17 protein-coding genes are annotated in these 23,005 nt (G+C 63.0%); 8 read left to right on the top strand and 9 right to left on the bottom strand.

What is annotated here, in order from left to right:
- Nucleotides 1-101: 101 nt before the first annotated feature.
- The 6 genes from LMTR3_RS24260 to LMTR3_RS24235 all read right to left on the bottom strand — a co-directional run bounded on the left by LMTR3_RS24260 (nt 102) and on the right by LMTR3_RS24235 (nt 5,919).
- Nucleotides 102-1,331 carry an ABC transporter substrate-binding protein gene (locus tag LMTR3_RS24260; protein ID WP_065747520.1) on the bottom strand — a complete coding sequence of 410 codons (1,230 nt, stop codon included), beginning with the start codon at nt 1,329-1,331 and terminating at the stop codon, nt 102-104.
- A 237-nt stretch (nt 1,332-1,568) separates the two neighbouring features.
- Nucleotides 1,569-2,585: a branched-chain amino acid ABC transporter permease gene (locus tag LMTR3_RS24255; RefSeq protein ID WP_065747519.1), complete on the bottom strand. Its 1,017-nt coding sequence runs from the start codon at nt 2,583-2,585 to the stop codon at nt 1,569-1,571.
- Nucleotides 2,586-2,587: 2 nt separating this feature from the next.
- A complete protein-coding gene (locus LMTR3_RS24250) occupies nt 2,588-3,466 on the bottom strand; it encodes a branched-chain amino acid ABC transporter permease (protein WP_065747518.1) in 879 nt (292 codons plus the stop codon).
- A 12-nt stretch (nt 3,467-3,478) separates the two neighbouring features.
- A complete protein-coding gene (locus LMTR3_RS24245) occupies nt 3,479-4,192 on the bottom strand; it encodes an ABC transporter ATP-binding protein (protein WP_065747517.1) in 714 nt (237 codons plus the stop codon).
- A complete protein-coding gene (locus LMTR3_RS24240) occupies nt 4,189-4,986 on the bottom strand; it encodes an ABC transporter ATP-binding protein (RefSeq protein ID WP_065747516.1) in 798 nt (265 codons plus the stop codon). The genes LMTR3_RS24245 and LMTR3_RS24240 overlap by 4 nt, the downstream gene beginning before the upstream one ends.
- A gap of 69 nt (nt 4,987-5,055) precedes the next feature.
- Nucleotides 5,056-5,919 carry an IclR family transcriptional regulator gene (locus tag LMTR3_RS24235; protein ID WP_065747515.1) on the bottom strand — a complete coding sequence of 288 codons (864 nt, stop codon included), beginning with the start codon at nt 5,917-5,919 and terminating at the stop codon, nt 5,056-5,058.
- 167 nt (nt 5,920-6,086) lie between these two features.
- On the opposite strand from LMTR3_RS24235, the gene LMTR3_RS24230 reads away from it, so the two are divergent.
- From LMTR3_RS24230 to LMTR3_RS24195, 8 genes are all read left to right on the top strand, one after another.
- A complete protein-coding gene (locus LMTR3_RS24230) occupies nt 6,087-8,183 on the top strand; it encodes a 3-hydroxyacyl-CoA dehydrogenase NAD-binding domain-containing protein (protein ID WP_065747514.1) in 2,097 nt (698 codons plus the stop codon).
- Between the two features lie 169 nt (nt 8,184-8,352).
- Complete coding sequence (pimA, locus tag LMTR3_RS24225; RefSeq protein WP_065747513.1) at nt 8,353-10,026, top strand: dicarboxylate--CoA ligase PimA; 1,674 nt, start codon at nt 8,353-8,355, stop codon at nt 10,024-10,026.
- A 31-nt stretch (nt 10,027-10,057) separates the two neighbouring features.
- Nucleotides 10,058-11,248, top strand: a complete 1,191-nt coding sequence (pimC, locus tag LMTR3_RS24220; protein WP_065747512.1) for a pimeloyl-CoA dehydrogenase large subunit — start codon at nt 10,058-10,060, stop codon at nt 11,246-11,248.
- A gap of 190 nt (nt 11,249-11,438) precedes the next feature.
- The gene (gene pimD / locus LMTR3_RS24215; protein ID WP_065747511.1) at nt 11,439-12,578 is read left to right on the top strand and encodes a pimeloyl-CoA dehydrogenase small subunit; all 1,140 of its coding nucleotides are present in this window, start codon (nt 11,439-11,441) and stop codon (nt 12,576-12,578) included.
- A 132-nt stretch (nt 12,579-12,710) separates the two neighbouring features.
- Complete coding sequence (locus LMTR3_RS24210; RefSeq protein ID WP_065747510.1) at nt 12,711-13,484, top strand: SDR family NAD(P)-dependent oxidoreductase; 774 nt, start codon at nt 12,711-12,713, stop codon at nt 13,482-13,484.
- 261 nt (nt 13,485-13,745) lie between these two features.
- Nucleotides 13,746-15,248, top strand: a complete 1,503-nt coding sequence (gene glpK / locus LMTR3_RS24205) for a glycerol kinase GlpK (protein ID WP_065747509.1) — start codon at nt 13,746-13,748, stop codon at nt 15,246-15,248.
- A gap of 6 nt (nt 15,249-15,254) precedes the next feature.
- Entirely contained in the window at nt 15,255-15,848 is a 594-nt protein-coding gene (locus LMTR3_RS24200; protein ID WP_065747508.1) for a GNAT family N-acetyltransferase, read from the top strand.
- Nucleotides 15,849-16,210: 362 nt separating this feature from the next.
- Entirely contained in the window at nt 16,211-16,837 is a 627-nt protein-coding gene (locus tag LMTR3_RS24195) for a glutathione S-transferase family protein (protein WP_065747836.1), read from the top strand.
- Nucleotides 16,838-17,091: 254 nt separating this feature from the next.
- On the opposite strand, the gene maiA is transcribed toward LMTR3_RS24195, so the two are convergent.
- The 3 genes from maiA to metF all read right to left on the bottom strand — a co-directional run bounded on the left by maiA (nt 17,092) and on the right by metF (nt 22,760).
- Nucleotides 17,092-17,754: a maleylacetoacetate isomerase gene (gene maiA, locus LMTR3_RS24190; protein ID WP_065747507.1), complete on the bottom strand. Its 663-nt coding sequence runs from the start codon at nt 17,752-17,754 to the stop codon at nt 17,092-17,094.
- A gap of 211 nt (nt 17,755-17,965) precedes the next feature.
- Nucleotides 17,966-21,841 carry a methionine synthase gene (metH, locus tag LMTR3_RS24185; protein ID WP_065747835.1) on the bottom strand — a complete coding sequence of 1,292 codons (3,876 nt, stop codon included), beginning with the start codon at nt 21,839-21,841 and terminating at the stop codon, nt 17,966-17,968.
- Nucleotides 21,842-21,845: 4 nt separating this feature from the next.
- Complete coding sequence (metF, locus tag LMTR3_RS24180) at nt 21,846-22,760, bottom strand: methylenetetrahydrofolate reductase [NAD(P)H] (RefSeq protein WP_065747506.1); 915 nt, start codon at nt 22,758-22,760, stop codon at nt 21,846-21,848.
- Between the last annotated feature and the right edge of the window lie 245 nt (nt 22,761-23,005).

Genomic DNA, 23,005 nt, shown 5'->3' with positions numbered 1-23,005 from the left:
GACAGCGTCGTGATTAGCATCTTGCCAAAGGCGTCACAATAAAAAGGCCCCTGCGGCAAAAGCCGCAGGGGCTGCATCTTAAGCAGAGCTCGCAGCGGGGATCAGCCCCCGACGTCTCCCGAGAGAATTTCGCCGAAGCGCTCCCAGTTCTCGCCCTTGAACCTTATCAACTGCAATTGCGAGAGCGGAGCAAAATCGGTCGCCGACGTATTGACCTTGACCCCGGGCAGCAGGCCGCTGAGTTCGAGGTCCTTGATGCTGGCCGCCTGCTTCATGACGTTTGCGCGGGTCAGGTCGTCGCCGCAGGCCTTTAGCACGTGCACCAAGCCTTGAGCGACAATATAGGCGTACATCACCGACGCATCGGCCCGGTTGGCTTCCGGATAATACTTATCCAGGAACTCGTTCCATGCCTTCATCGCGGCATCGTTCTTCCATTGCGCGTCGGTTGGATCCTTGAAGTATTGCGACGAGATGATGTCCTGCCCGTTCTCGAAACCAGCCGGCTTCATAACGCTGCCGATCGAGGCCGAGACGTTGTTGAGGAAGTGCACTGGCTTCCAGCCGATCTCCATGTTCTTCTTGATCGCCTGGGCCGCGAACTTTGGCGTGGTAATGTTGAAGAAGACGTCGGCGCCGCTCGACTTCAGCTTGACGATGTGGGAGTCGATCGTCGGCTGAGAGACTTCGTAGCTCTCCTCAAGGACGATCATCGATGCGGCCTTCGCGCCGAGCCCGTCCTTGAAGCCCTTCAGGTAGTCCTTACCGTAATCGTCGTTCTGGTAAAGGATTCCGATCTTGGCGTTCGGGTAATTCTTCAGGATGTACTTGGCGTAGATCTGCGACTCGCTCTGGTAGTTGGGCTGCCAACCCATCGTCCAAGGAAATTCCTTCGGATCGTTCCACTTGGTGGCGCCGGTGGCGACGAACAGTTGTGGCACCTTCTTCGAGTTCAGGTACTTCTGGATCGCCGTATTCGGCGGCGTGCCCAGTGAATTGAAGACGAGCAGGACTTCATCGCTCTCGACCAGCTTGCGCACCTGCTCCACGGTCTTCGGCGGGCTGTAGGCGTCGTCATAGCTGACGAAGTTGATTTTTCGGCCGTTGATGCCGCCTTCGGCGTTGATCTTCCTGAAATAGGCCTCTTCGGTTTTGCCGATCACGCCATAAGCGGAAGCCGGTCCGCTGTAGGGCATGATGTTGCCGATCTTGATTTCGGTATCGCTGGCGCCGGTGTCGTATTTCTTTTGTGCAAATGCGCCGCTGCTGGTCGCAGCAAGCAATGCGAGGGCGGCCGCAAAGGCTCCCAAACGCAAGTTGATGGCGGACATTTTTTGATCTCCCTGGGATCGGTGACTGTGTCATTGTTTTTGATTGGAGCGCTTGGCGGCTCTTGGGGCTTTATTGAATACCTTTCGGCAGCGTCCAGCAACAAAAAGCCCTCCGCGACGGCGTCGCGGAGGGCGATATTTAGTCGGATGCTCCGGGAAACTACCGCCCGGCGGAATATCGGTTAATGGCCGAGTTCGCCGTTGATGAAGTCGCCGAACCGATCCCGCGGCGTGAAGTTAGTTCTTAAATTTGCCGAGCATCTGCTGCGCAACAATTGCGACCTGCCTTGCGCCATGCGGCACGAGGAAGATGACAATAAACAAGAGCACGCCGAACACCGCACCGGAGAGGCCCTTTGAGATGCTCTCCGCGATGTTGGGCACGAAGATGATGAAGGCAGCGCCGACGAACGAGCCCGGCAGCCAGCCGACGCCGCCGACCACCATGCCGAGGAATAGCGCGATGGCCAGGTTGATCGTGTAGCTGTCGGGCGCCACGAACGCCACGACGATGGCGCTGAGCCCGCCGGCGATACCGGTGATGCCCGCGGATACGCCGAAGGCGAGCGTCTTGTACTGGGCGACGTCGACGCCCATGGCGGAGGCCGCGATCTCGTTGTCGCGGATCGACATGAAGGCGCGGCCCGAGCGCGAGCGCAGCAGGTTGACTGATCCGACATAGATCGCGACCGAGATCGCCAGCGTGAAGTAATAAAGCCACTTGTCCTGACCGATCGGCAGGCCGAACGGCGCATCGGGTTTCATGACCGTGAGGCCCTGAACGCCGCCGGTCCAATGCTCGAGGAAATGCAGCTTCAGGAGCTGCGGCATGGCGACCGCCAGCGCGAAGGTGGCTAGCGCGAGGTAGATGCCGGAAAGCCGCAACGCGGGCTTGCCGAACAGGTAGCCGGCGCCGAACGAGACCAGCCCCGCGATCGGCAGCGTCAGCGCGTAGTTCACGTTGAAGTTTTCCATCAGGACCGCCGACGTATAGGCGCCGAGCGCGTAGAACGCGCTCTGGCCGAGCGAAAATTGCCCGCTGCCGCCGGTCAGGATGTTGAGCGCCAGCACCGCGATCCCGTAGATCATAACCATCGTCATCTGGAAGACGACGAAGTTCTTCACGAATACCGGCGTGACGAGCAGCGCCGCCAGGATCACCAGCGAGGTGCCGGTGCCCAGCGTCATGGCGCGCTTCGGAACGGCCTCGACAGCCGGGGCTTCTGTGACGGTGTCTTCTGCAGCTACGCTCATGATCAGACTCGCTTGACGATGGCTCGGCCGAAGAGACCGGCAGGTTTGAAGACCAGGACGGTTATGATCAGCGCAAGCGCGATCGGCAGTTTCAGTTCATTGCCCACGCCGGGGATGTAGGTGCCGGCGAGGTTTTCGAAGACGCCGACCAGGAAGCCGCCGATGACGGCGCCCAGCGGCGAGCTAAGGCCGCCGAGCACGGCAGCGGCGAAACCGTAAACCAGCACGCCGCCCATCATGTTCGGTTCAAGGAACACGACCGGGGCGATCAGGATGCCGGCGACGGCGCCGATCGCGGAGGCCATGCCCCAGCCGAGCGCGATCATCCAGGAGGTATTGACGCCGACCAGCCGCGCCGATTCCGGCAACGCCGCCGCTGCGCGCATCGCAAGACCGATCCGGGTGAACTGGAAGAAGAGGTAGAGTCCGACCAGCATCAGGAGGGTGACGCCGATCATCCCGGCCTGGTGGGTCGAGATCAACTGGCTGCCGAGGAACGGCGCGGAGCCGAACGGGGTCGGATATTGCTTGATGGTGAAGTCCCAGGTCAGGCCGGCCACCGAGTTGACGATCGCGAACAGCGCGATGAAGCCGGCGACGTTGGTCAGCACCGGCGCTTTCGCAAGCGGCTTAAACAGGAGCCGTTCGATCAGGATGCCGCCGGCGAACGAAATCGCCAGCGTGAGCAGGAACGACCACCAATAGGGCACGCCCCACTGCATCAATTGCCAGGAGATGAAGGTCGAGAACATCGCCATTTCGCCTTGGGCGAAGTTCAGATGGTCGATCGCCTGGTAGATCATGACCACCGCGAGCGCCATACAGGCATAGATCGCGCCCGTGGCGATGCCGGCCAGGACTTGGTTGGTGAATAATTCCATCGTCCCAGCTCCTCAGTAACCCAGATAGGATTTGCGGACGTCTTCGTTGCTCGCGATTTCCTTCGCGTTCCCCGACATCACGATTTTTCCGGTTTCGATCACATAGGCCTGGTCGGCGAGCTCCAGCGCGAGCTGCGCGTTCTGCTCCACCACGAGGATGGTGACCTTGTCCTCACGGTTGATCTTGCCGAGGATCTTGAACAGGTCGCGTACGATCAGCGGCGCGAGGCCGAACGACGGCTCGTCCAGCAGCATCAGCCGCGGACGCAACATCAGCGCACGCGCGACCGCGAGCATTTGCTGCTCGCCGCCGGATAGCGTTCCGGCCTGCTGGGTATGCCGCTCCTTCAGCACCGGGAAATGGTCGTACATGCGCTCGATGTCGGAAACGATATTCTTCTTGTCGTTGCGGGTGATGGCGCCGAGCTGCAGGTTCTCCTCCACCGTCATGGTGGTGAAGGTGCCGCGGCCCTGCGGCACATGCGCGATACCGAGGCGAACGACGTTTTCGGTCGACTTGCCGGACAGCGGCTTGCCCTCGAACTCGATCGCGCCGGTCGAGCGCACCATGTTGCAGATTGCCCGTAGGGTGGTGGTCTTGCCGGCGCCGTTGGCACCGAGCAGCGTGGTGAGGCTGCCTTCGTTGAGGGCGAAGGAGAGGCCGTGAAGGGCCTGGACCTGGCCGTAATAGGCGCGCAGGTCCTTGACATTGAGCATCGCAGTCATTGGTCCTTGCTCCCCAGATAGGCCTTGATGACATCAGGATCGGCCTGGACCTGGGCCGGCGTTCCCTCGGCAAGCTTGCGGCCGAAATTGAGCGCCACGACATGATCGGCGATCGACATCACCAGACCCATGTGGTGCTCGACCAGCAGCACCGTCATGTGCCGTTCGTCCCTGATGCGCTTGATCAGGTCGCCAAGCACATGGACTTCCTCATGGTTGAGGCCGCCGGCGGGTTCGTCGAGCAGCAGGATCTTCGGATCCGCGGCCAGTGCGCGCGCCAGCTCGACGCGCTTCTGGGTGCCGAACGGCAGCCCGGACACGATGGTATGGGCAACATCCTCGAGATGCAGATAGGCGAGGATCTCCTGCACCTTCTTGTTGATCTCGACCTCGCCGCGGCGAACCCAGGCGAGCTTGATCGAGTCGGAGAAAATGTCGCTGGAGGAGCGCGCGTGGCAGCCGACGCGGACGTTGTCGAGCACCGACAAATTGGGAAACAGCGCGACGTTCTGGAAAGTGCGGCCGATGCCGATCTCCGCGATCCTGTGCGCCGGGCGCGTCAGGATGCTGACGCCTTCCATCAGGATGTCGCCGGTGCTCGGCTGATAGAGGCGGGACAGACAGTTGAAGAGCGTCGTCTTGCCGGCGCCGTTTGGCCCGATCAGCCCGAGGATGTTTCCCTTGTGCATGTCAAAGGACACACCGTTGAGCGCGATGATGCCGCCGAACACGACGCTGACGTCGCGGACCGCAAGCAGGGGAGCATTGCCCTGCGCGAGCTGTGCCTGCGTCATCGCGTCCCGCCCGCCCTGATCACGGAGCGGGAACGACCGCGCAAATGTTTTTGCCGGTCATGGTGAAGGCTATCTGATCCCCTCGGCCAAACGTGCAACTCTTCCTCCTGCTTTCAACTTCTTGTTCTCTGATTTTTTTGATTGTGGTGCTGCGCCGCCCAGCGCTGCTTCGATGTTCCTTACCATCGTGACAAGGCGAGGTCCAATGTCGTTGATCAAACGATCTTCCGTGAAACGGAAAGCAGGCGCGCCGCAATTGAAGGCATACGGTCCGGTTCCGTCGCTGAGCTTCAGCGGCACACCTACGGCGTGCACATCGTCCTGCCATTCGCCGGCAGAGATAGTGAATCCGTGACGCGCGAGCATTTCACCCGCGCGCTCGATGCCGTCGCGCATTTTGGGCCAGCGATTGCCGTAGTGGTCGCGCAGTTCGCGCAACAAGGAGGCACGCTCGTCGTCGGGCAGGGCCCAGAGATAGGCCCGTCCCATCGCGGTGGTCGCGATCGGAACGCGTGAGCCGACGTCGAGCTGCACACCGAGCAGCCCGGTGCGGCTCTGCCCGAAATAGATCATGCTGTGACGGTCGCGTCCGCCGACGGCTACGGCGCCGCCGGTCTCGCGCATCAGCGCTTCGCGATAAGGCTCGGACAAATGCCGAACGCCGAGATTGGCAAGGGCGGCATACCCCAGCGCCATGGCTGATGGCGCGAGCTGATACTTTTCGAAACGCGGAACGGGTGTAAGATAACCGAGTTTGGTCAGGGTGTAAGTCAGCCGGGAAATGGTCGGCTTCGGCAGTTTGGTACGGGCGGCGAGTTCTTGATTGCCGAGAAGCCCGTCATTGGGTTGGAATGCGCGCAACACATCGAGTCCGCGGGAGAGCGCGACGACGAAGCTGCGATCAGTCGCCACTTTCTTCCCTGGACGCTTCATTTCCCCGCTACTGCTGCTGATGAGCTCGTTGACAAGGGACGTGCTTCAAAATAACCCTCCCTGTCAAGATGTGGAATTAAATTTCGCAGTGCGAAATTGATGAATAGCCGTAGCTACTCAACGCAAGTTGGGCGGCATCCAAGAACAAACGATCCAGGGAGAGTCCCGTGAGCGAAGTGGTAAAACTCGAGCGTCATGACGTCATCGCCATCGTCACGGTCAACAGTCCTCCCGTCAACGCGCTCAGTGCCGCGGTGCGCGGCGGCATCTTCGAATGCATGAAGAGCGCGATCGCGGATTCGGAAGTGAAGGCGATCGTGCTGACCTGCGCGGGCCGCACCTTCATCGCCGGCGCCGACATCACCGAATTCGGCAAGCCGCCGAAGCCGCCGGGCCTCGCCGAGGTGCTTGATCTCATGGAGAAGTCGCCGAAGCCGATCATCGCTGCCATTCACGGCACGGCGCTCGGCGGCGGTCTCGAAGTCGCGCTGGCATGCCACTATCGCGTCGCCACCAAGGACGCTCGCCTCGGCCTGCCCGAGGTGAAGCTCGGCTTGCTGCCGGGCGCCGGCGGCACCCAGCGCCTGCCGCGCGCCGTCGGGCCCGAGCTGGCGGTCAAGATGATCGTCAGCGGCGATCCGATCGGCGCGGCGGAGGCGCTCAAGAACGGCCTGATCGAGGAGATCGTCGAGGGGCCGGCGTCGGGTGGCGAATCCTTTGCGCTGAAGGTGCTGGCGGAGAAGCGCCCGCTGCGCAAGCTGCGCGACGATGACAGCAAGCTCGCTGCCGCCAAGGCCGACATCTCGATCTTTACCAACGCAGTCGCCGCACTGACCAAGAAGGCGCGCGGGCTGGAAGCGCCGTTCGCTGCAGCCGATGCGGTGCGCGCCGCGATCGAGCTGCCGTTCGACGAAGGGTTGAAGAAGGAGCGTGAAGGTTTCCTCAAGCTGGTCTCCAGCGACCAGTCCAAGGCGCAGCGTTACGCCTTCTTCGCCGAGCGCGAAGCCGCAAAAGTCGCCGGCGTGCCTGATGGCACCAAGCCGCGCCCGGTCGAACGCGTCGCCATTATCGGCGCGGGCACCATGGGCGGCGGCATCGCGATGTCCTTTGCCAATGCCGGTATCCCGGTGACGCTGATCGAGACCGGCGAAGAGCAGCTCAAGCGCGGCATGGGCGTGATGCAGAAGAATTACGAGGCGACCGCGGCGCGCGGCGGCATCCCGGCGGATGCGCCGGCCAAGCGCATGGGCTTGATCGACGGCAAGGTCGGCCTCGACCACGTCAAGGACGCTGACCTTGTGATCGAAGCCGTGTTCGAGACCATGGCGGTCAAGAAGGAAGTATTCGAGGCGCTCGACAAATACGCCAAGCCCGGCGCGGTGCTGGCTTCCAACACCTCGTATCTCAACATCGACGAGATCGCGAAGGTGACGAAGCGTCCGCAGGACGTTCTCGGCATGCACTTCTTCTCGCCGGCCAACGTGATGAAGCTGTGCGAGATCGTCCGTGCCGACAAGACCGCGCCGGATGCGCTGACGACTGCGGTGTCGATCGCGCGCAAGATCGCAAAGGTTCCGGCCGTGGTCGGCGTCTGCGACGGCTTTGTCGGCAACCGCATGCTGGCCCAGCGCGGCAAGCAGTCGGAGAAGCTCTTGTTCGAAGGCGCGTTGCCGCAGCAGGTCGACGCCGTGGTGACGAAGTTCGGCATGCCGATGGGCCCGTTCGCGATGAGCGATCTCGCCGGCCTCGACATCGGCTGGCGTTCGCGCAAGGACCGCGGCATCAAGTCGGAAATCGCCGACGCGCTGTGCGAGGTGGGACGCTTCGGCCAGAAGACCGGCAAGGGCTATTACAAGTATGAAGGCGGCTCGCGGGCGCCGCTGCCCGATCCGGACGTCGAGAAGCTGATCGACGAGACGCTGCAGCGTCTCGGCCGCAAGAAGCGCGTCGTCAGCGACGACGAGATCCTCGAGCGCATGATGTACCCGATGATCAACGAGGGTGCGCGCATCCTGGAGGAGGGCATCGCGGCGCGGCCGAGCGACATCGACGTGATCTGGCTCTATGGCTATGGCTGGCCGATCTATCGCGGCGGCCCGATGTTCTATGCCGACCAGGTCGGGCTGAAGCATATTGCCGACCGGCTGTCGTACTATGCCAAGGAGACCAATGATCCGTCGCTCGAACCGGCCCCGCTGCTCAAGCGCCTCGCCGCCGAGGGCAAGACGTTTGCGTCGCTGGCCCAGCAGTCGAAAGCGGCTTGATGGTGACGGTCGACGCAGGCCAGCTCTCTCCGTTCCCTCCCCCCTTGCAGGGGAGGGAGGGGGGTGGCCGCATCGGCACCGCTCGTGTGGACCCCCTTCCCCCGCCCCTCCCCGCAAGGGGGAGGGGAGCCCTGCCGTCGGTGACCCCCTCACTTATTACAAATCGCGCATGACCCACCCCGGCGAGCAGTTCTATCCGGAAGGCGTCCGCTGGGACGATCAGATCGCGCGCGGCACGCTGCCGGATCTATTGTCGACAGCCGCCGCCGAGTTCGCCTCGCGGCCGGCCATCGAATTCCGCGACCGGCCGATCAGCTACGGCGAACTCGAAGCGTTGGTGGAGACCGCCGCCAGCGCCTTCCTCCGCGCGGGCTATGGCAAGAACAGTTCGGTCGCGCTGTTCCTCGGCAATTCGCCCGATCACCCGATCCATTTCTTTGGTGCGCTGAAGGCCGGCGCCCGGGTCGTGCATCTGTCGCCGCTCGACGGCGAAATCGCGCTGTCGCACAAGCTCACCGATTCCGGCGCGCGCATCGTCGTCACCAGCAATCTCTCCGCGCTGCTTCCGACCGCGCTGAAGTTTCTCGACAAGGGACTGATCGACAGGCTGATCGTCTGCGAGGACGACGACTGGGGCAAGGTCGGCGCGCCCCAAACGCCGCTGCCGAGCAACTCCGCGATCATCACCTACAAGCAGTTCGTCGATGGCGTGGCCAGGCCGGCCGCCTGGCCGGTAATCGACATCGAGGACGTCGCGTTGCTGCAATACACCAGCGGGACCACTGGGTTGCCGAAAGGCGCCATGCTCTCCCACGGCAATTTCACAGCCGCTGTGTCGATCTACGATATCTGGGGAAGACCCGCGCGACTGGAGCGCAATGCGATCGAGCGCGTCATTTGCGTGCTGCCGTTGTTTCACATCTTCGCGCTGACCGTGGTGCTGCTTTCCTCGCTGCGCCGTGGCCATCTGGTCTCGCTGCACCAGCGTTTCGATGTGGAGGCCGTGATGCGCGACATCGAGGTCAAGCGCGCCACCATTTTTCCCGGCGTGCCGACGATGTGGATCGCCATCGCCGCGCTGCCCGATCTCGATAAGCGCGATTTCTCGTCTTTGCGCAGCGCCGGCTCGGGCGGCGCGCCGCTGCCGATGGAAGTCGCAAGGATTTTCGAGCGCAAGGTCGGCATGAAGCTGCGGAGCGGCTGGGGCATGACCGAGACGTCACCGGCTGGCACGGCGTATCCGGAGAACGGACCGGACAAGCCGGGTTCGGTCGGGGTGATGCTGCCGGGCATCGAGATAGACATCGTATCGCTGGACGATCCGACAAAGGTGCTGCCGGTCGGCGAGTCCGGCGAACTCCGCATCAAGGGGCCGAACGTCACCAAGGGGTACTGGAACAAGCCGAAGGAGACCGCGGAGTCCTTTGTCGGCGACCGCTTCCTGACCGGCGACGTCGGCTACATGGATGCCGACGGCTATTTCTACCTGGTCGACCGCAAGAAGGACATGATCATCTCCGGCGGCTTCAACGTCTATCCGCAGATGATCGAGCAGGCGATCTACACCCACCCATCGGTGCAGGAAGTCATCGTGATCGGCATATCAGACGATTACCGCGGCGAGTCGGCGAAAGCCTTCATCACGCTGCGCGCGGGCGCTCAGCCATTCACCATCGATGAGTTGCGCAGCTTCCTCGCGGGCAAGCTCGGCAAGCACGAGCTGCCGACCGCCGTCGAGTTTGTCACGGAATTGCCGCGCACGCCGGTCGGCAAACTGTCGCGCCACGAATTGCGCATGCAGCAGAAGTCATCGCAAGCTGCCAACAGCAAGAACGTCGCTTAGCCGGAATGTAGTTCGCACACAGGAGGATCCGATGGATCTCGCTTTCAGCAAGGAAGAAATCGCGTTTCGTGAAGAAGTAAGGGCCTTCTTCCGGGACAACGTACCGCCGGAAACGCGTCGCAAGATGGTCGAGGGCCGTCACCTCTCCAAGGACGAGATGATCGCCTGGTGGCGCATCCTGAATAAGAAGGGCTGGGGCGTCTCGCACTGGCCGAAGGAATATGGCGGCACCGGCTGGAGCTCGGTGCAGCAGTACATTTTCAACGAAGAGCTGCAGATGCATCCGGCGCCGGCGCCGCTCGCCTTCGGCGTCAGCATGGTCGGCCCGGTCATCTACACCTTCGGCAACGAGAAGCAGAAGCAGCATTATCTGCCGCGCATCGCCAATGTCGACGACTGGTGGTGCCAGGGCTTCTCGGAGCCGGGCTCGGGATCTGACCTCGCCTCGCTGAAGACCAAGGCCGAGCGCAAGGGCGACAAGTACATCATCAACGGCCAGAAGACCTGGACCACGCTGGCCCAGCACGCCGACATGATCTTCTGCCTGTGCCGCACCGACACGTCAGCGAAGAAGCAGATGGGCATCTCCTTCATCGTGTTCAGCATGCAGTCGAAGGGCGTCACGGTGCGTCCCATCGAGACCATCGACGGCGGCCACGAGGTCAATGAAGTGTTCTTCGACGACGTCGAGGTGCCGGTCGAGAACCTGATCGGTGAGGAGAACAAGGGCTGGGACTACGCAAAATTCCTGCTAGGCAACGAGCGCACCGGCATCGCCCGCGTCGGCGTCTCCAAGGAGCGGCTGCGCCGCATCAAGGAGCTCGCCTCCAAGGTCGAATCGAACGGCAAGCCCGTGATCGAGGACCAGGGTTTCCGCGAGAAGCTGGCGGCCTGCGAGATCGAACTGAAGGCGCTCGAACTGACGCAGCTCCGCGTCGTCGCCGACGAGGGCAAGCACGGCAAGGGCAAGCCCAACCCGGCATCTTCGGTGTTGAAGATCAAGGGTTCGGAAATCCAGCAGACCACCACCGAACTTCTGATGGAAGTGATCGGCCCGTTCGCCGCTCCTTACGACGAGCATGGCGACGACGCCTCCAACGAAACCATGGACTGGACCGCCCAGATCGCGCCGAGCTACTTCAACAATCGCAAGGTCTCGATCTACGGCGGCTCCAACGAGATCCAGCGCAACATCATCACCAAGGCGGTGCTGGGGCTGTAGGGCAAGGTCGCGCCACAACAACGCACGTCGTCCCCGCGAAAGCGGGGACCCAGTACGCCGCGGCGGTCATGATTCACGAAGAACGCCGGTGGATACTGGATCCCCGCATTCGCGGGGATGACGACTGAGGGTGGGGGCGTGGATGCCCGCGCATGACGACGAATTTGGTTAGCCGGAGAAAGTAACGAACATGGATTTTGATTTGTCCGAGGAGCAGCGGCTTCTCAAGGAAAGCATCGACGGTCTGTTGACCGACTCCTACGATTTCGATGCGCGCAAGAAGTACCAGAAGGAGAAGGGCGGCTGGAGCAAGGCCGTCTGGAGCAAGCTCGCCGAGCAGGGCCTGCTGGGCCTGCCGTTCGCGGAAGCCGATGGCGGTTTCGGCGCCGGCGCGGTAGAGACCATGATCGTGATGGAAGCGCTCGGCAAGGCGCTGGTGCTGGAGCCGTATCTGGCTACCGTCGTGATCGGCGGCGGCTTCCTGCGCCATGGCGGCTCGGCCGAGCAGAAGGCTTCGCACATTCCCGGCATCATCGACGGCAGCAAGACCTTTGCCTTCGCGCAGCTCGAGAAGAATTCGCGCTACGATCTCGCCGACGTCTCGACCACGGCCAAGAAGAAGGGCGGGGCTTACGTGATCGACGGTGAAAAATTCGTCGTGCTCAACGGCGAGAATGCCGACACGCTGATCGTGACCGCGCGCACCAAGGGCAGTCGGCACGACAAGACTGGGATCGGCGTGTTCCTCGTGCCGGCGAATGCCAAGGGCGTCACCCGCAAGGGCTATCCGACCCAGGACGGGCTGCATGCCGCCGACATCACCTGCACCGGTGTCGAGGTCGGCAGCGACGCCGCGATCGGCGATCCCGAGAACGGCTTGCCGCTGATCGAGCGCGTGGTCGATGAAGCCCGCACCGCGATGTGCGCGGAAGCCGTCGGCGCGATGGATGAATCGCTGAAGACGACCGTCGAGTATCTCAAGACGCGAAAACAGTTCGGTGTTCCGATCGGCAGCTTCCAGACCCTGCAACATCGCGCCGCCGACATGTTCGTCGCCCTCGAACAGGCCCGCAGCATGTCGATGTTCGCGACCATGGCGGCCGATTTCGAAGACGCCAAGGAACGCGCGACCGCGGTTGCCGCTGCCAAGGTGCAGATCGGGAAGTCCGGAAAATTCATCGGCCAGCAGTCGATCCAGCTCCACGGCGGCATCGGCATGACCCAGGAAGCCAAGATCGGCCACTACTTCAAGCGCCTGACCATGATCGAGAATATGTTTGGCGATACCGACTACCACCTCCGCCGTGTCGCGGAAGGTGGGCTGGTGTAGGCCCCGCCGTCATTCCGGGGCGCGCGTCAGCGCGAACCCGGAATCTCGCGCCGACAACTTCTGGATTCCGGGTCCACGCGCTTTTGCGCGTGTCCCGGAATGACGGGGGAAGGATTAAGGGAGCCAAGAACAATGAAAAACACCCCGTTCGATCTGACCGGCAAGGTCGCCGTCGTCACCGGCTCCAGCCGCGGCATCGGCCGTTCATCCGCCGAACTGCTGGCAAAACTCGGGGCCAAGGTCGTGATCTCCAGCCGCAAGGCGGATGCCTGCCAGGAAGTGGCCGAAGGCATCAAAAAGGCCGGCGGCGACGCCCATGTCATCCCCTGCAACATCTCGCGCCGCGAGGAAGTCGAGGCATTGATATCGGGCACGACAAAGCATTACGGCAAGGTCGATATCCTCGTCTGCAACGCCGCGGTGAACCCGTATTACGGCCCGCTGCTCGATATCAAGGACGAGGCCTTCGACAAGATCATGGGCAGTAACGTCAAGAGCAACATCTGGCTCTGCGCGCTGGCGATCCCGCAAATGGCGGAGCGCGGCAACGGCTCGGTGGTGATCATCTCGTCCATCGGCGGCATGCGCGGCTCCACCGTGATCGGCGCCTACGGCATTTCGAAAGCGGCGGATTTCGCACTCTGCCGCAGCCTTGCCGGCGAATGGGGCCCGAAGGGCGTCCGCGTCAACTGTGTGGCGCCGGGTCTCGTCAAAACCGATTTCGCCCGCGCACTGTGGGAAGACGCCGAAAACCTCAAACGCCGCACCGCCACCACGCCGCTGCGCCGGATCGGCGAGCCGGATGAAATCGCAGGCGCCGTGGCCTATCTGGCCTCCGATGCCTCCACCTTCATGACCGGCCAGACCATCGTGGTGGATGGCGGCGTGACGACAGCGGCGACGTGAAGAGTCCCTCTCCCGCTTGCGGGGGAGGGTGCCGAGCGAAGCGAGGCGGGTGGGGGTCTCTCCGCGAGACCGACTCTAAATTAAAGCACGCCGCTCTTGCTAATCTCTAGCGCCATCGCCTGCGGTGGCATCCCCACCCCAACCCTCCCCCGCAAGCGGGAGAGGGAGCGCACCGAACGCGCGGCAAGCTTCCCAACTTGACCTTCGCCTCCCAATCGGATTGCCTCTCCGCAACCAACAATCCTTCGGGGAAGCAACGTCATGTCCTTTGTGCTGGCCATCGATCAGGGCACCACGTCCTCACGTGCCATGGTGTTCCGCAGCGATATTTCCATCGCCGCCACGGCGCAGCAGGAATTCCCGCAGCATTTTCCAGCGTCGGGCTGGGTCGAGCACGAGCCGGAGGACATCTGGATCTCGACGTTACAGGTCTGCCGCGAGGCGCTGGAAAAGGCCGGCCTTAATGCGAAAGACATCGCCGCGATCGGCATCACCAACCAGCGCGAGACCACGGTGGTGTGGGACCGCGCCACGGGGCAGGCGGTGCACCGCGCCATCGTCTGGCAGGATCGCCGCACCGCCGACATCTGCGCCAAATTAAAGACTGAAGGCCACGAGCCCACGATTTCGGCCAAGACCGGCCTGATCATAGATCCCTATTTTTCGGGGACCAAAGTCGCCTGGATCCTCGATCACGTGCCGGGCGCGCGCGAACGCGCCGGGCGCGGCGAATTGATGTTCGGCACCGTCGACTGCTACCTGCTGTGGCGGCTGACCGGCGGCAAGGTGCACGTCACCGACGCCACCAACGCCTCGCGCACGCTGCTGTTCAACATCCACACCGGCGACTGGGACGACGAGCTCCTGAAAATCCTGCGCGTGCCGCGCTCGATGCTGCCCGAGGTCAAGGACTCCTCCGCAAAGTTCGGCGAAACCGTGCCCGGCTTGTTCGGCGGCCCGATCGCCATCTCAGGCATTGCCGGCGACCAGCAGGCCGCAACCATCGGCCAGGCCTGCTTCACGCCCGGCATGATCAAGTCGACCTACGGCACCGGCTGCTTTGCGCTGCTCAACACCGGCACGACGCCGGTGGCCTCCAAAAACAAGCTGCTCACCACCATCGCCTATCAATTGAACGGCAAACGCACCTATGCCCTCGAAGGCTCGATCTTCGTCGCCGGCAGCGCGGTGCAATGGCTGCGCGACGGCCTCGGCATCATCAAGCAGGCGTCCGAAACCGGCCCGCTCGCCGACAGATCCGATTCCATGCAAAGCGTCTATCTGGTGCCGGCCTTCGTGGGCCTCGGCGCGCCGTACTGGAATCCGCGCGTACGTGGCGCGCTGTTCGGCCTCACGCGCAACACAGGCCCGGCCGAACTCGCGCATGCCGCCCTCGAAAGCGTCTGCTACCAGACCTTCGACCTCTGGGCCGCGATGCGCGCCGACTGGCCGGACGCAACCGCCGCCAACATCGTGCTCCGCGTCGACGGCGGCATGACGGCGTCCGACTGGACCATGCAGCGCCTCGCCGACTTGCTGGATGCACCCGTCGACCGGCCGAAGATCCAGGAGACCACAGCGTTAGGCGCCGCCTATCTCGCCGGGTTGAACGCCGGCGTCTACCCCGAGCCCGCAAAGTTCGCGGACAACTGGCGGCTCGAACATCGCTTCAAGCCGGCGATGAGCAAGGCGACGCGCGAGCGCAAGCTCGCCGGCTGGGCGAGGGCGGTGAAGGGCGTGCTGGCAAGCGATGAAGGGGAGTGATGTCAGTTGATAGAGCCTGATGGTTACTCCGACATCGCTGCCGGCAAGATCGCTGCTGTCGTCACGCATCTGGAGATGACTGAACGGCCTGCGCCGCGTTCCGATCCCGCCGGCGCATGGTCGCTGCGTCGGGTGGAGATGCCGCCGCTCGATTGGTTTCGCGATCTCTATCGTCGCGTCGGCGAGGAATGGCTGTGGTTCTCGCGAACACAGATGCCCGACGCCGAACTCGCGGCGCGGCTCCATTCGCCGCAGCTCGAAGTCTACGCGCTGGTCGATAACGGCCGCGACGAGGGCCTGTTAGAGCTGAATTTCCGCGAAGCCGGCGCCTGTGAGATCGGCATGTTCGGCGTCACCGCAAAACTGGTCGGCTCCGGTGCTGGCCGCTGGCTGATGAACCGCGCGCTGGAGCTCACATGGTCGCGGCCGATCAACCGCGTCTGGCTGCACACCTGCACCTTCGACCATCCGCATGCGCTCGCGTTTTATCAACGTTCGGGCTTTCGTCCCTTTCGCCGGCAGATCGTGAGCGGTGACGACCCACGTCTCGACGGCACTGCTCCGCGCGACGTCGCGCGGCATGTGCCGGTGATTGAGTGAATCAGTAGCGCATCCTCATCCTCGGTCGTCATCCCCGCGAAGGCGGGGATCCAGTATTCCAGAGACGATGCGACAGAACCGAGCCGCCGCAGCGGTACTGGATACTCCGCTTTCGCGGAGCATGACGACTTGTATGTGGGGCGTCATCAGAGCATTTCTCAAAACACCTCGAGGAGGATTAGCCGCGGGCGCATGACATGACTCGTGGGTTGCATTACTGACCAGCGTACTTAGGATGGTGTGCAGCGCAACCCCGACCCAGCATGTCATGCCCGGGCTTGACCCGGGCATCCATCAATCTTCGGAAAATCTTTTCGAAGGGGATGGATTGCCGGGTCAAGCCCGGCAATGACGAGTTTAGCATGATCCTGATCGGCCAATTCGACTCCCCCTTCGTCCGCCGCGTCGCCATCGCGATGCGGCTCTATGACATCGTCTTCGAGCACAAGCCGTGGTCGACCTTCGGCGATGCCGACAAGATCGCGCCCTATAATCCGCTGCGGCGGGTGCCGACACTGGTGCTGGACAGTGGCGAGGCGCTGATCGAGAGCGCGATGATCCTGGATTATCTCGACGATCGCGTCGGGCCCGAGAAAGCGATGATCGCGCGCGGCGGCGAGGCGCGCTGGCGGCATTTGCGGATTTGCGCGCTGGCGATGGGGCTCGGCGACAAGGGCGTCAGCCTGCTGTACGAGCGCGTGCTGCGCAAGGAGCAGCTCGATCTCTGGGTCGAGCGCTGCAAGTCGCAGATCGCGGGCGTGCTGGAGGTGCTGGAGAAGGAGCGCGCAGCGGTGAAGACGCCGTACTGGTTCGGCGAGCGCGCCGGCCATGCCGACATCGCGGTGGCCTGCGTGCTGCGTTTTGTCGGCGAGGCGCACCCCGCGCTGTTCGACGCCCGCTATTCGGCGCTGAAGGCGCATTCCGCCGCTTGCGAGGCGCTGCCGGCGTTTAAGGAAATCGTGCAGCCGCTGGCCCCGCCGAAGGGGTGAGTGGTTGCTGTTGTAGGGTGGGCAAAGCCACCGGGTCGCGCGAATGCGCGCCCGATGACAGGCTCCGCGTGCCCAACTTCTATGCCGAGAGAATGGTGGGCACGTCGCTACGCTCCTTTGCCCACCCTACGGCTGCGCTCGCACGCGCGCGAGCCGCAGGCCCAATCCCACTTTGCATGGGGTTGTTTTCGCGATTTTTTCAGGACGGGTGAGGCGCGTCCGGGGAGTCGCGCCGCCCGGTGGCAGCCTCGCGTTCAGGCCTTCGCCCGCATCGCCTCCGGCGTATCCGGCTGCTCCAGCGGATGTGCTTTTTCAAATTCCGGCAGCGCCATCGCGGTCTCGAAAATGCGCTTCACGGTCGGATAGGTCGCCAGATTGACCTGCTGGTTCAGCGCGGCGGTGACATGGCCGACCATGCAGATGTCGGCGATTGTCGGCGCATCGCCATGACAGAATTTTCCGGTGTCCTTGTTATCAGCGAGGTGCCCTTCCAGCGCCGCCAGCGTCTCGGCGATCCAGTGCCTCCGCCACGCCGCCTGCTGCGTGTCGCGCAGATTCAGCTCGTGATCGAGATAGCGCCGTACCCGCGGCGTCAGCAGCGGGTGGCCCTCGCACGCCACCATCAGCGCCAGCGCGCGGACGCGGGCGCGGCCGGCGAGGTCGGCAGGCAGCAGCGGCGGGGAGGGATATTTCTCGTCGAGATATTCGAGGATGGCGAGCGACTGGAACAGCGTGGTGCCGTCATCTTCCACCAGCGCCGGCAACGCCATCTGCGGGTTGATCCGGCGATACTCGGGATCGCGATGTGCGTTGGCGTCGAGGTCGACGAAGATCACTTCGACCGGAACATTTTTCAGATTGAGCGCGATGCGAACGCGAAAACTCGCCAGCGATGGCCAGAAGGAGAAGAATTTCATGGGGCCTCCGTCTCTCTTCCCCTCTCCCCTTGTGGGAGAGGGTGGATCGAATGAGCGAAGCTCATTCGAGACGGGTGAGGGGTTCTCTCCGCGGATACAACCCCTCATCCGGCGCCGTAGCCGATGCGAAGCATCGGCGTTCTAAGTGACGGCGGCCAAAGGTCGCCTATGCCATCTTCTCCCACAAGGGGAGAAGGGAAGAAAGTGCTTGTCAGGCCCCCACTGCCTTCTTCCGCCAGGCCAGATGCACGGCGCAGGCGCAGCCCGGCGGGTGCGAGGCCAAATCCTTGGAGGTCTCGTCGTTGGCGGGGACGGCCGCGATCGGAGCCGGCTCTTTCGAAGCGGCCTGCTCCTGCGAGGGAATGTAGTTCAGCACCGGCGCCAGCCAGCGTTCGGTCTCGGCGACGCTCATGCCCTTGCGCGCGGCATAGTCCTCGACCTGGTCGCGCTCGATCTTGCCGACGCCGAAATAGAAGCTTTCGGGATGGGAGAAGTAAAGCCCCGACACCGACGAGCCCGGCCACATCGCAAAGCTCTCGGTCAGCTTCACGCCGGCGGTGTTTTCCGCATCCAGCAGGCGGAACAGCGTCGCCTTCTCCGTGTGATCGGGCTGCGCCGGATAGCCGGGCGCCGGGCGAATGCCGGCATATTGCTCCAGGATCAACTGGTCGGAGCTCAGCGCCTCGTCGGGCGCATAACCCCAGAACTCCTTGCGGACGCGCTGGTGCATCCGCTCGGCAAAGGCTTCGGCGAGGCGATCGGCCAGCGCCTTGCACAGGATCGAGGAGTAGTCGTCATTGGCGTTCTTGAAGCGGTCGGCGACTGCGTCCTCGCCGATTCCTGCCGTGACGACAAAGCCGCCGATGTAATCTGATACGCCCGACGACGCAGGTGCGATGAAATCCGACAATGCGGCGTTGAAGCGGCCTTCGCGCTTCTCCAACTGCTGGCGCAGCGTATGGAAGGTCGCGATCTTCCGCTTGCGGCGGTCGTCGGCATAAACCGCGATATCGTCTCCTTCCGCATTGGCCGGCCAGAAGCCTATGGTAGCGCGCGCGGTGAACCATTTCTCCTTGATGATGCGGTCGAGCATCTTGCGTGCGTCGTCATAGAGCGAGCGGGCGACCTCGCCGATCTTGGGATCGTCGAGAATGGCCGGGAAGCGCCCGGTCAGTTCCCAGGTCTGGAAGAACGGCGTCCAGTCGATGTATTCGGCAAGTTCGGCCAGATCATAGGCGTCAAAATTCTTGAACCCCAGGAACGATGGCTTCTTCGGCGGCGTTTTCACAAAGTCCGCCTTGACCGCATTGGCGCGGGCATCCGCCAGCTTCAGCCGCTTCTTGTCGGCCTGCGCGCGCAGATGCGCGGCCGAAATCTTGGCGTATTCGGCGCGGATGTCGGCGGCATAGGCCTCGCGCCTGTCCGGCGAGAGCAGCGACGACGCGACGCCGACGGCGCGGCTTGCGTCGTTGACATGCACCACCGGCCCGCCCGGATAGTTCGGATCGATCTTGACCGCGGTATGGACGCGGCTCGTCGTCGCGCCGCCGATCAACAGCGGCATCTTCATGCCCAGCCGTTCCATCTCGCCGGCCAGAAAACTCATTTCGTCGAGCGAGGGCGTGATCAGGCCCGATAGCCCGATGATGTCGGCACCTTCGGCTTTCGCCGTCTCGATGATCTTGGTCGCGGGCACCATGACGCCGAGGTCGATCACCTCAAAATTGTTACATTGCAGGACGATGCCGACGATGTTCTTGCCGATGTCGTGGACGTCGCCTTTCACCGTCGCCAGCACGATCTTGCCGGCGGCGTTGCGGCCGTCGCCGGTGACGCCATTGGCGAGGTTGCGCGCCTTCTCCTCTTCCATGAACGGCATCAGATAGGCGACCGCCTGCTTCATCACGCGCGCCGACTTCACCACCTGCGGCAGGAACATTTTGCCGTCGCCGAAGAGGTCGCCGACGATGTTCATGCCGGCCATCAGCGGGCCCTCGATCACGTTCAGCGGGCGTTCGACCGTCAGCCGAGCGGCCTCGGTGTCTTCCTCGATGAATTCGGTTATGCCGTGCACCAGCGCGTGGCTCAGCCGCTTCTCGACCGGCCACTCGCGCCAGGCGAGGTCCTGCTCTTTTGTCTGCTTCTCCTTGCCGCGGAATTTTTCCGCCAGCGCCAGCAGCCGCTCGGACGCGCTCGCGTCGCGGTTGAGGATGACGTCCTCGCACACCTGGCGCAGCTCGGGATCGATATCGTCATAGACGATCATCTGGCCGGCATTGACGATGCCCATGTCCATGCCGGCATGGATGGCGTGATACAGAAATACCGAGTGCATCGCCTCGCGCACCGGCTCGTTGCCGCGGAACGAGAACGACAGGTTCGAGACGCCGCCGGAGACGTGCGCTCCCGGCAGGTTCGTCCGGATCCAGCGCGTTGCCTCGATGAAGTCGACGCCGTAATTATTATGCTCTTCGAGGCCCGTCGCGATCGCAAAGATATTGGGGTCGAAGATGATGTCCTCGGGCGGAAAGCCGACCTCGTTGACCAGGATATCGTAGGCGCGCTTGCAGATTTCGGTCTTGCGCGCGAACGTGTCGGCCTGGCCGATCTCGTCGAACGCCATCACCACGACGGCCGCGCCATGGCGGCGCGCGATGCGGGCTTCGTGGATGAACTTCTCCACGCCTTCCTTCATCGAGATCGAGTTCACGACCGGCTTGCCCTGAACGCATTTCAGGCCGGCCTCGATCACATGGAATTTCGAGGAATCGACCATCACAGGGACGCGCGCGATATCCGGCTCGGCGGCGACGAGGTTGAGGAACGTCACCATCGCGGCTTCGGAATCGAGCAGGCCCTCGTCCATGTTGACGTCGATGATCTGCGCGCCGTTCTCGACCTGGTCGCGCGCCACCTGCAGCGCCGCGGTGTAATCGCCCGCGGTGATCAGCTTGCGGAATCTCGCTGAGCCCGTGACGTTGGTGCGCTCGCCGACGTTCACGAACGGAATCGCCGGCGTCAGTTCGAACGGCTCCAGCCCCGACAGCCGCAGCCGCGGCTCGATCATGGGCACGATGCGCGGCTTATGCGGAGCGACCGCGGCGGCAATCGCGGCGATATGGTCCGGCGTGGTGCCGCAGCAGCCGCCGACGATGTTGACGAGACCCGCCTCGGCGAACTCACCGATCAGCCGCGCCATGTATTCCGGTGTCTCGTCGTACTGGCCGAATTCGTTGGGCAGGCCGGCGTTCGGATAGGCGCAAACCAGCGTGTCGGCGACGCGGCCGATATCGGCGATATGGGCGCGAAGGTCTTCCGCACCGAGCGCGCAGTTGAAGCCGACGGTGATCGGCTTGGCGTGGCGGATCGAATTCCAGAATGCTTCCGGCAATTGCCCCGACAGCAGGCGGCCTGATTTGTCGGTGATGGTGCCGGAGATCATCACGGGCACGTCGATGCCGCGTTCCTCCGTGATTTCTGAAATCGCGTAAAGCGCCGCCTTGGCGTTCAGCGTATCGAAGATGGTTTCGACCAGCAGCAGGTCGGCGCCGCCGTCGAGCAGGCCATTGACCTGTTCGCCATAGGCCTTGCGCAGATCGTCGAAGGTGACGGCGCGATAGCCGGGATTGGAAACGTCGGGCGAGATCGACGCGGTGCGGTTGGTGGGGCCGAGCGCACCGGCAACGAAGCGCGGCTTGCCGTCCTCGGTCGAAACACGCTCGGCGGCGGCCCGGGCGAGTTTTGCGCCGTCACGGTTCAGTTCATAGGCGAGGTCCGACATGTCGTAGTCGGCCTGTGCAATCGAGGTGGACGAAAATGTATTGGTCGCGACGATGTCGGCGCCGGCGCGCAAGTACGCGGCGTGGATGTCCTCGATCGCCTCCGGCTGCGTCAGAATCAGCAAGTCGTTGTTGCCTCGGACGTCGCGATGGAAGTCCTTGAAACGCTCGCCGCGAAACGCTGTTTCGTCGAACTGCAGTCCCTGGATCATGGTGCCCATGGCGCCGTCGAGCACCAGGATGCGTTCGCGGGCGGCGGCGAGCAGGGCGGTTCGCTTCGGCGAAACCTTCGGAATCGAAACACTCATCGGATCAGGCGGCTTTCTGTGCGCCATTGGGGCGGATGCCCAGCAGATGGCTGATCGCGAACACCAGGTCCGCGCGGTTCATGGTGTAGAAGTGAAAGGTCTCGACGCCGTGCTTGGCGAGCTTTTGCACCTGGCCGGCGGCCACCGTGGCGGCGACGAGCTTACGGGTCTCTGCATCGTCATCCAGGCCTTCGAACTTGTCCGCCAGCCAGTCTGGCACCGTGGTGCCGGCGCGGGTCACAAAACTCCGCGCCTGCTTGAAATTGTGCATCGGCATGATGCCGGGGACGATCGGAATATCGATGCCGCGGGCGCGGACGCGATCGAGGTAACGGAAGTAGAGATCGTTATCGAAGAACACCTGCGTAATCGCTCTCGCCGCGCCGGCGTCGACCTTGGCCTTCAGCGTATCGATGTCGGCGTCGATCGTCGGGCTCTCCGGATGTTTTTCCGGATAAGCGGACACCGAGATTTCGATATCGGGAAAGCGCTTCTTGATGCCTGCGATCAGGTCTGGCGAACTCTGGTAGCCGTCGGGGTGTGCGCGATAGGCGGTGCCGATGCCGGTGGTGGGATCGCCGCGCAGCGCTACGATATGGCGGACGCCGATCTCATGATAGCGCGCCACCACGTCGTCGATCTCGCCCTTGGGCGCGCCGACGCAGGTTAGGTGCGCGGCAGGCGTGAGCCGCGTCTCTTTCAGGATGCGGGCAATGGTCGAATGGGTCCGCTCGCGGGTCGATCCCCCGGCGCCATAGGTCACCGAGACGAAATTGGGGGCAAGCGGCGCCAGCCGGTTGATGGCCTCCCACAGGCTCCGCTCCATCTCTTCGGTCTTGGGCGGAAAGAACTCAAAGGAGATCTTTGGCGAATGCAGCGCGCGATGGCCGTCGAAAGCGGGGGGCGTAACCTCGGTCATGGCACTTCACAGAGCTCCGAAACGATGGGCGGACGTCAGCCGTAGCGATGCGCTAAAATAAGCGAAACCGGGTGGACCAAACAGCCCATTGGGGATGGGAAGTATCCCAATTCATATAAAATATGTGAAATTTGTACCTTGGTAGAAGGTATGGGTGGGCCGAAGCTCATGCTAATTTATACAGCAAATACAACGATTGGTAAGAAGGTTCCCTGTAAAAAGAGGCGTGCTTGGTAGTGGGCAAC

This window comes from Bradyrhizobium sp. LMTR 3 (assembly GCF_001693485.1).
Taxonomy (GTDB): Bacteria; Pseudomonadota; Alphaproteobacteria; order Rhizobiales; family Xanthobacteraceae; genus Bradyrhizobium.
This window is presented reverse-complemented; position numbering and strand designations above follow the sequence as displayed.

Excerpts from the sequence above, each read along its gene's own strand:
- LMTR3_RS24260 (WP_065747520.1), bottom strand. The coding sequence starts at position 1,331 with ATGTCCGCCATCAACTTGCGTTTGGGAGCCTTTGCGGCCGCCCTCGCA.
- LMTR3_RS24255 (WP_065747519.1), bottom strand. The coding sequence starts at position 2,585 with ATGAGCGTAGCTGCAGAAGACACCGTCACAGAAGCCCCGGCTGTCGAG.
- LMTR3_RS24250 (WP_065747518.1), bottom strand. The coding sequence starts at position 3,466 with ATGGAATTATTCACCAACCAAGTCCTGGCCGGCATCGCCACGGGCGCG.
- LMTR3_RS24245 (WP_065747517.1), bottom strand. The coding sequence starts at position 4,192 with ATGACTGCGATGCTCAATGTCAAGGACCTGCGCGCCTATTACGGCCAG.
- LMTR3_RS24240 (WP_065747516.1), bottom strand. The coding sequence starts at position 4,986 with ATGACGCAGGCACAGCTCGCGCAGGGCAATGCTCCCCTGCTTGCGGTC.
- LMTR3_RS24235 (WP_065747515.1), bottom strand. The coding sequence starts at position 5,919 with ATGAAGCGTCCAGGGAAGAAAGTGGCGACTGATCGCAGCTTCGTCGTC.
- pimA (WP_065747513.1), top strand. The coding sequence starts at position 8,353 with ATGACCCACCCCGGCGAGCAGTTCTATCCGGAAGGCGTCCGCTGGGAC.
- pimC (WP_065747512.1), top strand. The coding sequence starts at position 10,058 with ATGGATCTCGCTTTCAGCAAGGAAGAAATCGCGTTTCGTGAAGAAGTA.
- pimD (WP_065747511.1), top strand. The coding sequence starts at position 11,439 with ATGGATTTTGATTTGTCCGAGGAGCAGCGGCTTCTCAAGGAAAGCATC.
- LMTR3_RS24210 (WP_065747510.1), top strand. The coding sequence starts at position 12,711 with ATGAAAAACACCCCGTTCGATCTGACCGGCAAGGTCGCCGTCGTCACC.
- glpK (WP_065747509.1), top strand. The coding sequence starts at position 13,746 with ATGTCCTTTGTGCTGGCCATCGATCAGGGCACCACGTCCTCACGTGCC.
- LMTR3_RS24195 (WP_065747836.1), top strand. The coding sequence starts at position 16,211 with ATGATCCTGATCGGCCAATTCGACTCCCCCTTCGTCCGCCGCGTCGCC.
- maiA (WP_065747507.1), bottom strand. The coding sequence starts at position 17,754 with ATGAAATTCTTCTCCTTCTGGCCATCGCTGGCGAGTTTTCGCGTTCGC.
- metH (WP_065747835.1), bottom strand. The coding sequence starts at position 21,841 with ATGAGTGTTTCGATTCCGAAGGTTTCGCCGAAGCGAACCGCCCTGCTC.
- metF (WP_065747506.1), bottom strand. The coding sequence starts at position 22,760 with ATGACCGAGGTTACGCCCCCCGCTTTCGACGGCCATCGCGCGCTGCAT.